The 10,839-nt window shown below is 68.5% G+C and carries 12 protein-coding genes; 6 read left to right on the forward strand and 6 right to left on the reverse strand.

Annotation, left to right across the window (positions count from 1 at the left end):
• The 5 genes from nrfD to WEB06_20080 all read left to right on the forward strand — a co-directional run.
• On the forward strand, positions 1–439 hold a 439-nt coding region (nrfD, locus tag WEB06_20060; protein MEX2557912.1), incomplete at its 5' end, for an NrfD/PsrC family molybdoenzyme membrane anchor subunit.
• A 53-nt stretch (positions 440–492) separates the two neighbouring features.
• Positions 493–3,294, forward strand: a complete 2,802-nt coding sequence (locus tag WEB06_20065; protein MEX2557913.1) for a molybdopterin dinucleotide binding domain-containing protein — start codon at positions 493–495, stop codon at positions 3,292–3,294.
• Between the two features lie 87 nt (positions 3,295–3,381).
• The gene (locus WEB06_20070; GenBank protein ID MEX2557914.1) at positions 3,382–4,059 is read left to right on the forward strand and encodes a metalloregulator ArsR/SmtB family transcription factor; all 678 of its coding nucleotides are present in this window, start codon (positions 3,382–3,384) and stop codon (positions 4,057–4,059) included.
• Positions 4,056–5,399, forward strand: coding sequence for a rhodanese-like domain-containing protein (locus WEB06_20075; GenBank protein MEX2557915.1), 1,344 nt, complete (start codon positions 4,056–4,058; stop codon positions 5,397–5,399). Before WEB06_20070 ends, WEB06_20075 begins: the two co-directional genes overlap by 4 nt.
• An 11-nt stretch (positions 5,400–5,410) precedes the next feature.
• A complete protein-coding gene (locus WEB06_20080; GenBank protein MEX2557916.1) occupies positions 5,411–6,667 on the forward strand; it encodes an MFS transporter in 1,257 nt (418 codons plus the stop codon).
• 51 nt (positions 6,668–6,718) lie between these two features.
• Here WEB06_20080 and WEB06_20085 read toward each other — a convergent pair whose 3' ends face one another.
• Positions 6,719–7,210 carry a DsrE/DsrF/DrsH-like family protein gene (locus WEB06_20085; protein ID MEX2557917.1) on the reverse strand — a complete coding sequence of 164 codons (492 nt, stop codon included), beginning with the start codon at positions 7,208–7,210 and terminating at the stop codon, positions 6,719–6,721.
• A 200-nt stretch (positions 7,211–7,410) separates the two neighbouring features.
• Between WEB06_20085 and WEB06_20090 the strand changes: the two genes are divergently transcribed.
• Entirely contained in the window at positions 7,411–7,746 is a 336-nt protein-coding gene (locus tag WEB06_20090) for a metalloregulator ArsR/SmtB family transcription factor (GenBank protein ID MEX2557918.1), read from the forward strand.
• Positions 7,747–7,759: 13 nt separating this feature from the next.
• Here WEB06_20090 and WEB06_20095 read toward each other — a convergent pair whose 3' ends face one another.
• From WEB06_20095 to WEB06_20115, 5 genes are all read right to left on the reverse strand, one after another.
• Positions 7,760–8,224 carry a glycine cleavage system protein H gene (locus tag WEB06_20095; protein ID MEX2557919.1) on the reverse strand — a complete coding sequence of 155 codons (465 nt, stop codon included), beginning with the start codon at positions 8,222–8,224 and terminating at the stop codon, positions 7,760–7,762.
• A gap of 38 nt (positions 8,225–8,262) precedes the next feature.
• Complete coding sequence (locus tag WEB06_20100; protein MEX2557920.1) at positions 8,263–8,706, reverse strand: glycine cleavage system protein H; 444 nt, start codon at positions 8,704–8,706, stop codon at positions 8,263–8,265.
• A 14-nt stretch (positions 8,707–8,720) separates the two neighbouring features.
• Positions 8,721–9,026 (reverse strand): hypothetical protein, encoded by a 306-nt coding sequence (locus WEB06_20105; protein ID MEX2557921.1) that lies wholly within the window; start codon positions 9,024–9,026, stop codon positions 8,721–8,723.
• Positions 9,007–9,525: a hypothetical protein gene (locus tag WEB06_20110; protein ID MEX2557922.1), complete on the reverse strand. Its 519-nt coding sequence runs from the start codon at positions 9,523–9,525 to the stop codon at positions 9,007–9,009. Before WEB06_20110 ends, WEB06_20105 begins: the two co-directional genes overlap by 20 nt.
• Before the next feature lie 5 nt (positions 9,526–9,530).
• A partial coding sequence (locus WEB06_20115; protein ID MEX2557923.1) for a (Fe-S)-binding protein occupies positions 9,531–10,839 on the reverse strand: 1,309 nt, incomplete at its 5' end.

Below are 10,839 nucleotides of genomic sequence, written 5' to 3' on the forward strand. Positions count from 1 at the left end.
GGGCCGCGACCTGTGGCTCTCGCCGATGCTGGCCGTCGTGCTGGTCGCGCAGGCTGCCGCAGCGGGAGCCGCGGCCCTCGCGATCGTCGCCGTGGCGCGCGACGCCGACGACGGGCTCCAGCGCTTCCTCGCGCTCTCGTTGCTCGCGGCGATCGCCGTGATCGCTGCTTCGACGGCCATGGAGTATTCCCACGCCACGCACGGGACCCGGCAGGCGCGCGCGGCGATCCGCAATCTGCTGCGCGGGCCGTTCGCGACCATGTTCTGGTGGGGCGCCGTCGTCGCCGGGATGATCGCCCCGGCCGCGCTGCTGGCGGTCTCGCTCGCGACCGACGGCCCAGCGGCGCTGCTGGTGGCTGCTGCCGTGCTCTCTCTCGGCGGGCTCTTCGCGGCAGAGCACACCTTCGTCAAGGCCGGTCAGTCGGTTCCGTTGAGCTAGGGGGACGCGTGGCGAGCCGACGCAAGGAGCCGACCGGACCCACCCCCACCCCCCTGCCGCAGGCCGACGGACGCCTCGCGCAGTACCCGCCGCCGGACCGCTGGGACGACTGGGTCGAGTACGAGGGGTCGCGCTGGCCGGAGAAGGTCGCCAAGCGCTACATGCTCATCCCGACCGTGTGCTTCAACTGCGAGGCGGCGTGCGGACAACTCGCTTACGTCGATACCGAGTCGCTCGAGATCCGAAAGATCGAGGGGAACCCGGTTCATCCCGGCTCACGGGGGCGGAACTGCGCCAAGGGCCCGGCGACGATGAACCAGATCCAGGATCCCGAGCGGATCCTCTACCCGCAGCGGCGCGTCGGCGCGCGCGGCGCGGGGAAGTGGGAACGCGTGTCCTGGGACGAGGTCCTGGACGACATCGCGGGGCGCATGCGCAAGGCCTTGATCGAGAACCGCCGGAACGAGATCGTCTATCACGTTGGCCGCCCCGGCGAGGACGGCTACGTCGACCGGGTCTTGCGCGCGTGGGGCGTGGACGGACACAACAGCCACACCAACGTATGCTCCGCCGCCGCGCGTGTCGGGTACGCGCTGTGGATGGGCAACGACCGGCCGTCTCCCGACTACGCCAACGCACGCTTCACCCTGCTGATCTCGAGCCATCTCGACACCGGTCACTACTTCAACCCACACGCGCAGCGCATCATCGAAGGGAAGATGCGCGGCGCGAAGATCGCGGTGATGGACCCGCGCCTTTCGAACACCGCCTCGCGCGCCGACTACTGGATGCCGACGCGGCCCGGCAGCGAGCCGGCGGTGCTGCTGGCGATGGCGTCGATGATCTTGATCGAGAAGCTGTTCGACCGCGAGTTCCTGCGACGCTGGGTGAACTGGGACGAGTACATGAGGTCCGAGCACCCGCACGTCGAGTCGACGTTGGACAACTTCCTCGACGTGATCACCGAGCACTACGCGCAGTTCACGCCCGAGCTCGCCGAGAAGGAATCGGGCGTGCCCGCTGCGACGATCGTCGAGGTCGCGCACCAGATCGCGCGAGCGGGATCGGCGTTCGCGGCTCACAACTGGCGGGCCGCGGCATCGGGCAACCAGGGCGGGTGGCAGGTCTCCCGATGCCTGTTTTTCCTGAACGTGCTGACCGGGAGCGTCGGAACCGAAGGCGGCACCTCGCCGAACTGGTGGGACAAATTCGTTCCGCAACCCTTCATCGCGCCACCGCCGCAGAAGGTGTGGAACCCGCTGCTGTGGCCCGCCGAGTATCCGTTGTCGCATCACGAGCTCTCCTACCTCCTCCCCTACTTCTTGAAGGAAGGACGCGGCCGCCTCGAGGTCTACTTCACCCGGGTCTACAACCCGGTCTGGACCAACCCCGACGGCTTCTCGTGGATCGAGGCGCTCTCCGACGAGTCGATGGTGGGTCTGCACGCGGCGCTCACGCCGACGTGGAGCGAGACGGCGTGGTTCGCCGACTACGTGCTTCCGATGGGCCTCGGCCCGGAGCGCCACGACACCCACTCCTATGAAACGCACGCCGGCACCTGGCTCGGTTTCCGTCAGCCGGTCATGCGGGTCGCCATGGAGAAGCTCGGACGTCCGGTGCAGTTCACCTACGAGGCGAACCCGGGTGAGGTGTGGGAAGAGGACGAGTTCTGGATCGAGCTCTCCTGGCGCATCGACCCCGACGGCTCGCTCGGGGTCCGGCGCTGGTTCGAATCACCCTACCGCCCAGGAGAAAAGGTCACGATCGACGAGTACTACCGTTACATGTTCGAGAACAACGTCCCCGGCTTGCCGGAGAAGGCGGCCAAAGAAGGGCTGACACCCCTCGCCTACATGCGCAAGTACGGCGTGGTCGAGATCACCAAGCACGTGTACGCGTTGCACGAGGTGCCGGTGTCGGAGGCCGCGCTCGAAGGTACCCGGACCGACCCGATCTCGGGCGTGGTGCACAAGCCGCCGGAAGCGTACGAAGGGAAGCCGTTCCCGCTGATCGGGCCCCACGACTCCGTCGGCGTCGAGATCGACGGCGTCGCGCGCGCAGGCTTCCCGACCCCAAGCCACAAGCTCGAGTTCTTCTCCAAGACGATGAAGGACTGGGGGTGGGGGGACCAGGCGATCCCCGGCACCTGGCGGAGCCACATCGCCGATGCCGATCCGCAGAACGGTACCTGGATCCTGGTCCCGACGTTCCGGCTACCGACCTTGATCCACACCCGGTCCGGGAACGCCAAATGGCTGAACGAGATCACACATCGTCATCCGCTGTGGATCCATCCCTCGGACGCCGAGCGCTTGGCGGTCGGCGACGGCGACCTGGTAAAGGTCGTCACCCGCACCGGCCATTTCGTGATCCGGGCCTGGCCGACGGAGGGGATCCGGCCCGGCGTCGTCGCCGCCTCGCACCACATGGGCCGCTGGCGTCTCGACCGCGGGATGGGCACCGACCGCTGGGTGTCCGCGCTCGTGAACCTCGAGCACGACGACGGCGTGTGGCGGGTGCGCCAGCTCGAAGGCGTGAAGCCCTTCGAGTCCTCCGACCCCGATTCCTCGCGGGTGTGGTGGACCGACGCCGGCGTGCATCAGAACCTCACCTTCCCGCCCCAACCCGACCCCGTTTCGGGGCAGCATTCGTGGCATCAGCTCGTGCGGCTCGAGAAGGCCGGGCCCCACGACCGCTACGGTGACGTCGTGGTGGACACCAAGAAGTCGTTCGAGGTGTACCGCGAGTGGCTCGCGATGACGAGGCCGGGGCCGGGCCCCGGTGGGCTGCGCCGCCCGACCTGGTTCTTCCGCCCCCTCAAGCCCGCCCCCGAGGCCTACCGCGCGACCGAGTAGGTCGAGCTCGGCTTGGTTCTTCGGGCTTGTCATCAAGAGTTTGTTTGAATATTTGATGAACCCCTCTGGGAACGGTACCCTGGCGACATGGCAGACCGCGCAGCGAAGCACGCGCTCTTCGACGCCTTCGGCGCGGTCGCGAAGGCGCTGGCGAGCGGGAGACGCGCCGAGATCGTGGACGTGCTGGCCCAGGGACCTCGCTCGGTCGAGGAGATCGCGCAAGAGATCGAGCAGAGCGTCGCCAACACCTCCCACCACCTGCGCTTCCTTGCCTTAAGCGGCCTAGTGCGCTCCACGAAGGATGGGACGCGGGTGATCTACCGCGTCGCCGGTCCCAGCGTCCTTTCCTTGTGGCGATCGCTCCGGGAGGTCGCGGTCGAGCACGTCGGCGAGATCGAGCGGCTCGCGATCGATTACCTCGGCGACCGGGAGGGGCTCGAGCCGGTTCCCCGCTCCGAGCTGAAGCGGCGCCTCAAGACCGGCGACCTGGTGGTCATCGACGTCCGGCCGGCGGCCGAGTTCGCGTCGGGTCACATCGCGGGGGCGCGGTCCATCCCGGTCCTCGAGCTTTCCCGCCGCCTGAGAGAAGTCCCCAAGACCAAGGAGATCGTCGCCTACTGCCGGGGGCGCTACTGCGTGTTCGCCGACGATGCCGTGCGCCTGCTCCGGCGGAAGGGATACCGCGCCCTTCGACTCGAAGACGGATTCCCCGAATGGCACGCGCAGGGCTTGCCGGTGGCGACCGGCGAGGGAGGCCACCCGTGAACCGCGTTGAAGCGATCGGAGATGAAGCGCTCGGCAACACGTCATACCTCGTCGATGTCGGAGGAGGATCGGCGCTCGCGGTGGATCCTCGCCGGGACACCGCGGAGCATCTGGCGATCGCCGAGCGGTCCGGGCTGCGGATCGTCGGCGTCCTTGAGACCCATCTGCACGCCGACTTCGTCAGCGGCGCTCGAGAGATCGCCGACGCGAGCGGGGCCGCTGTCTACGCGTCGGCGAAGGCAGGTTTGGGCTTCTCTCACAGCCCCCTGAGACCGGGCGCGCCGCTCATCATCGCCGGCGCCGCCATCGACGTCCTGGCGACCGCCGGGCACACCCCTGAGCACCTCTCCTTCCTCGTGACGATCGACGGCGCGAGGCTTCTGTTCAGCGGCGGCTCGCTCATCGTCGGCGGTGCCGCCCGCACGGACCTCACGGGACCCGAGCGAGCCGAAGAGCTGGCGCGCGCGCAGTTCGCGAGTCTCCGCTCGTTGGCCGCCCTCCCCGACGACACGGTTCTGTATCCGACGCACGGCGCCGGATCCTTCTGCTCGACCGGCCCGGCCCGCACGGCATCGAGCACGATCGGCGCCGAGCGACTCGCCAATCCCCTCTTCGCGATCGACGACGAGGAGGAGTTCGTCGCGCAGCTGCGGTCGGGGTTCGGAACGTACCCGCGGTACTTCGCCCACCTTCGCGCCGTCAATCGGGAAGGCGCCGCGCTGCTTCAGGACCTCCCGGAGGTCGCGGAGCTGCCGGCGCTCGCCGCGCGCGACGCCGCCGAGCGAGGCGCATGGCTGATCGACGGACGCGAGGCCGAGAACTGGGCGCGCGCGCATCCGACGGGCTCGGTGTCGATCACGGTACGACCGGCCTTCGCCTCCTGGCTCGGATGGGTCGTTCCCTTCGGCGCGCCGATCGTCCTCCTCCTCGAACCGGAGCAGCTCGAGGAGGCGACGCGACTGGCGCGCCGCATCGGCTACGACCGCATAGAAGGCTGGACGACCTTCGAGGCGTGGGGCGCGGCCGGCTTGCCGGTCAGCTCGATCGAAACGCTTTCGGCGGAGGAAGCTGCGGAACGCGCGGCGACCGGCGAGCATCTGCTCGACGTTCGGCAGGCGAACGAGTGGGCGGCGCGGCGGATCCCCGGCGCGAAGCATCTGGAGCTCGGCGACATCATCGCGGGGAAGAGCCCCGAAGCGTCTCAGCTCATCGTCTACTGCGGCCACGGGGAACGATCCTCGACGGCTGCGAGCCTGCTCGCCCGGCGCGGCCTGCGCGTGGCCAACCTCCGGGGAGGGACCTTCGGGTGGCACCGGGCCGGGCTCGCGTTCGAGTCCTAGATCCGGCGCTCGTGACCGCGTCGCCGCCCCGTCCGGTCGCCCTCGGGCTGGGCGCCAACCTCGGCCAGTTCTCGCTGCTGGTGGGCATCAATGCGCTGGTCGGCGGCATGGTCGGTCAGGAGCGGACGGTTCTCCCGCTCATCGCCCAACGCATCTTCGGCCTCGGCACGTTCACGGCCGTGCTCACCTTCCTGCTCGCCTTCGGGCTGGTGAAGGCGGCGACCAACCTGGTCGCCGGCCGGTGGGCCGATCGCGCCGGACGCAAGCGCGTGCTGATCGCGGGGTGGATCGTCGGCATCCCGGTTCCTTTGCTGCTCATGTGGGGGCCTTCGTGGGGATGGATCGTCCTCGCGAACGTGCTCCTGGGCGTGAACCAAGGCCTCGCGTGGTCGACGACGGTGATCATGAAGATCGACCTCGCCGGGCCGGCGCGCCGCGGCTTCGCGATGGGGCTGAACGAGGCCGCCGGATACGGAGCGGTTGCGCTGACGGCGGCGGCGACGGGGTTCGTCGCCGCGCGAGCAGGGTTGCGGCCGGAACCGTTCTTCTTCGGCCTCGCTTTCGCCGGTCTCGGTCTCGGCCTTTCGGCGCTGTTCGTCCGAGAGACCCTGCCGCACGCCCATCACGAGGGCGGTCCCGACGACGGCTCGCACCCGCCGTCGATGCGCGAGATCTTCCTCCTCACGAGCTTCCGCGAGCGGGCTCTGTCCGCTTGCAGCCAGGCCGGACTTGTGAACAACCTAAACGACGGGATGGCCTGGGGACTGTTCCCCATCTGGTTCGCGCGGTCCGGGCTCTCCGTTGCTTCGATCGGTGCGCTGGCCGCGCTCTACCCGGCCGTCTGGGGCGCCGGACAGCTCGTCACCGGAGCGCTGTCGGATCGCATCGGGCGGAAGAAGCTCATCGCGTCGGGCATGTTCGTCCAGGCGCTCGCGATCGGATTGATCGCCGGGACGCGAACCGCGGCGTGGTGGGCGGTGGGCGCGATCACGCTCGGGATCGGAACGGCGATGGTGTACCCGACGCTGCTCGCCGCGATCAGCGACGTGGCGCATCCCCGCTGGCGGGCGTCCGCGATCGGCGTGTACCGCCTGTGGCGGGACATCGGATTCGCCGTCGGAGCCGTTCTCGCGGGCGTCGTCGCGGATCTCTTCGGGCTCGCCGCAGCGATATGGGTCGTCGGTGCGATCACGGGAGCGTCCGGGGTCCTCGTGCTGATACGCATGTACGAGACGCTCCCGGCCGCGAGCGCGCGGGGGGAGTCGTGAAAGACCACAAAGCCCCCCCGGGGGGCGGCCCTGTCGTCGATGCTCAACTCCTCAGATGAAGAACTGGACCGAGGACTCCTTCATCTCGAGCAAGGCGGTGGCGGCGCCCAGCGGCGGCTCGAGACCGTCGATCATGTCCTCTCGCTTCAGGCCGAGCAGGTCCATCGTCATCTGGCACGGCATGAGCTTCACGCCCATCTCCTGCGCCATCTCGAGCAGCTCGCCGGGCGTGGCGACCTTGTGCTCCTTGGCGAGCTTCTTGAGCATCATGGGGCCGGCCCCCGCGAAGTTCAGCTTCGACAGCTTCGCGTTGTCGATCCCGGGCTTGTTCATCAGGGAAAGCATCTTCTGCATCCAGTTGTCCCCGGTGATGCGTACGCCCGGCTTCATGAGCGAGAAGAGGCCCCAGAACGTGAAGAAGATGGAGACCTCCATCCCGCTAGCCGCGGCCGTCGTCGCCAGGATCATGGTCGGCCACAGTTTGTCGGCGTCCCCGCTGAAGGCGATGATCGAAAGCTTGTTCTTCTGCTCGACCTCGGCCATAGCCACCTCCTGGCGGGCTCCGGGGGGCCCTCCGAGCGCGAAACGTTCGGGACGCATTATAATATGCGAGGGTACGAATGTACTAGTGGATGTTCTCGGGGGTGCCAACGGCCTTCTGAGCCGGGCCCGGCACGGTGCGGGAACGCTCGGCCACGGTTATCATGAGTGCCGTCAGGCGCCGGGATCCAGGAGGAGAAGCGGTGGACCCGAAGATCCGGAACGAGATCTACGAGCTCCACGCTCGTCTGTGCAAGGCGCTTGCTGACCCCAAACGGCTGCTCATCATCAACGTCCTCCGCGACGGGTCGAAGTCGGTCACCGAGCTCACCTCCGAGCTCGACCTCTCACAGTCGAACGTCTCCCAGCATCTCGCGGTTCTCCGCGAGCGAGGGGTCGTCCAGGCAACCCGGGAGGGCAACAGCGTCTACTACTCGCTCCGCGATGCGCGAGTGGGGCGGGCGATCGACCTACTCCGCGAGGTGATGGCGACGCAGCTCGCCGCCCGCGGCGAACTGCGTCGCGCCGCCAGCATCTGACGCGGTCGGCGCTTCAGTCGGCGCAGCGGAAGCAGCGGATCTCCAGCTCGTCGATCTTGCTCCGATACGCATCGAACGCATCGGAGCCGCGCAGGAGCGTGCCGATCTCTTCGTCGAGGTTCGTGGGGCGGATGCGGACCAGCCACCCCTCTCCGTACGGATCCCGGTTCGCGATCAGGATGTCGCGCCCGAAGCCTTCGGAGTTGACGGCGAGGATCTCGCCCGAGAGGGGGCTCGGGAACGGTCCGACCCATTTCGCGCTCTCGATCGTCGCCAGCCCACGGCCGCGCGCTACCGTCTTGCCGACCTTCCGGAACTGAACCGCCACGAACTTGCCGCAGCGCGTCTGCGCCGGGTCGGTCATGCCGAGGACCGCCTCCTCGCCTTCGATCCGCACCCAGACGTCCATCTCGACGTCGAAGAGCAGCTCCTCGGGGATCACACACCCGAGATAATTCTGCGGGACGGCGGTCGTCACCGGTGTCTCACGCGCCGGCTCGACGGGACGTCATGCACTCATCCCTTCGGCGGGCATTCGATACCCTCTTCCTCCATGAAACGAGCGTACTCCTCGAGGGCGGCATCTCCCGACAGCAGCCCCGCTCGGTCGCGCTCCCAGTCGTCGGCTTTGACCTTCGCGATCCATCCCTCGCCGTAGGGCGCGCCGTTCACGATCGAGGGATCGGCGAGCGCAGCGTCGTTGATCGCGATGATCTCGCCCGCGACCGGGGACGGCACCGGGCCCACCCACTTGCCGCTCTCGAGCGTGGCCGTGCTCTTGCCGACCTCGACTCGCTTCCCGACCTTCTTCGGCGTGTAGGCGATGAAGCGTTGAGCCAGGTTCTGGGCAACGTCGGTGATCCCGACGACGACGGTTCCGTCCTCGGACCGAGCCCACACGTGGCTCCGCACGAGGTAGAAGAGCTCCTCCGGGATCGTACAGTTCTTGACTTCAGCCACGTCTCGCCCCCTCATCACCCGCCGCCGGGTGCGGCTCCGTTCGGCGCCTCGTCGCTGTGCTCCCCGCGGATGTGATGCAGGAGCATGTCGAAGGCGACCAGGCGTATCTCGAGATCGAACTCCTCCAGGAACGTCGGGTCCTTGCTGCGTGGCTTGATCTGACGCTCCCAGGGAGCGTCACACTGCGGGCAGGCGATGCGATAGAAGCGATCGCCGTGCTCCGGGTCGACGCGGGTGGACACCCGGTCGCCGTGCTTCTCCACCAGGTGCCGGTGCACGCCTTGCCGGTCCCCCGTCGTCTCACAGTAGGGGCAATCCATCCCCGGACCCTCCGCCTTGCGCGGCCCGCGCCTCCGGGCGGAAGAGCGCAGCCTGATCACCGAGTCGGCTCGCGACGGCTCGCACGAGGCCGATGAGCGCGTCCCCTGCCATCGTCGCGAACACCCGGTCCAGATCGAGCGCGCGCTGGGCCAGGCCGGCTTGAACGAGCGCGTTGACGCGCTCGACCGTCGCGAGCCGCGGCCGGTCCAGCATGGCGGCCAGCTCGTCCAACGGCACGCCCTCTTGGGTGTCGGCGACGCGCGCAAGGAGCCGCCAACCGTCGGGGTCGCCCGCCTCTCGCAGGGCCCGCACGACCTGGTCGGTCGCGACCGCGACCGCCTCCGCGCTGCCCAGCGGCTCGTGCCGGGGGGCGTCGCTCTCGGTGAAGGAGTAGGTCTCGATCCGCTCCGCGACGAGGATCACGTCCCTCAGCCGGCGCCAGAGCCCGTCCGCGAGCTGCTCGACGACCTCACCGGCCGGATCCCTTGGCTCGTCCACCGCGCTCACCCGACCGCGCCGGCCGTTTCGGGCTCGCGCGTGACGTGCTCGATCAGCTCGACGATGTCGACGACCGTGATGCGATCGTCGAAGCCGGTCGTCTTCGCGGCGTCGCGGTACATCGTGACGTCCTTGGGACACGCGACGACGAAGTGGGTGATGCCGAGCTCGGAGGCCTCTTTCATGCGCTGCTCGCTGGGACGCTCGGCGAGCGTCGAGTCGTCCATCCAGATGCGCCCGCCGCCGGCGCCGCAGCAGAAGGTGTTCTCGCGGTTCCGGGGCATCTCCACCAGCTCGACCCCCAGCCGGCCGAGGATGTCCCGCGGGGCGTCGATGACGCGGTTGTACCGCGCCAGATAGCAGGGGTCGTGGTACGTCGCCCTGATGCCCATCCCGCGTTTCGGAGTGATCAGTCCGCGCTCGAGCAGCCGGAGGAGGAACTCGGTGTAATGCGTGATCTTCCACGAGCCGCCGAACTGCGGGTATTCGTTCTTCAGCGTGTTGTACGTGTGCGGATCGCTGGTGATGATCTCGTTGAAGTCGCAGGTCGACAGGGTCTTGATGTTCTGCTCCACGAGCATCTCGAACAGGCCCTCCTCGCCGACGCGCCGAACGTCGTTGCCGGCGTTGCGCTCGCCGTCGTACAAGATGCCGAAATCGACGCCGGCGTCGTCCAGGATCGTGGCCAGCGAGCGAGCCAGCCCCTGCAAGCGCGGGTCGAAGGACATGTAGTCGCCGACGAACCACAGCACCCGCACCGGCTTCTTCCGTGCGTCCTTCACCGGGAACGGAAGCTCCTTCGCCCACTTGCCGCGCGTCCTGGCTGACTGACCGAACGAGTTGCCCTGCTGCGCGATGTTCTGGAGCGCGTCCTGAAGCGTCGGCTCGAGGTCACCCTCGTCCACGAGCGAGCGCCGGAGCTGGATGATCGTCGGCACGTGCTCGATCCCGACCGGGCACGCCTCCACGCACGCCATGCAGGTCGTGCAGGCCCACAGCGTTTCGGCCGGGATGATCCCCCCGGCGAGCTTCGCTCCGCTCGGCGCCGTGCCCGCACCATCGCCGTTGCCGTCCCCACCCCCCGGCGTGCCTTCGTCTGCGGCGCGCCGCTCCCAGTCCAGGAAAGGCCGCACGCGGGTCGCCTGCTCCGCGAACTGACGGAGGTCGAGGATCAGGTCCCGTGGCGACAGCGGCGCGCCCGACGCGCGCGCCGGACAGACCTCGTGGCAACGGCCGCATTTCGTGCATGCGTCGAAGTCCAGCAGCTCCTTCCAGGTGAAGTCGCCGAGCGTCTGGTACCCGAGCGAGGCGCGG

The sequence above is a fragment of the Actinomycetota bacterium genome (genome assembly GCA_040905475.1).
GTDB lineage: Bacteria > Actinomycetota > AC-67 > AC-67 > AC-67 > DATFGK01.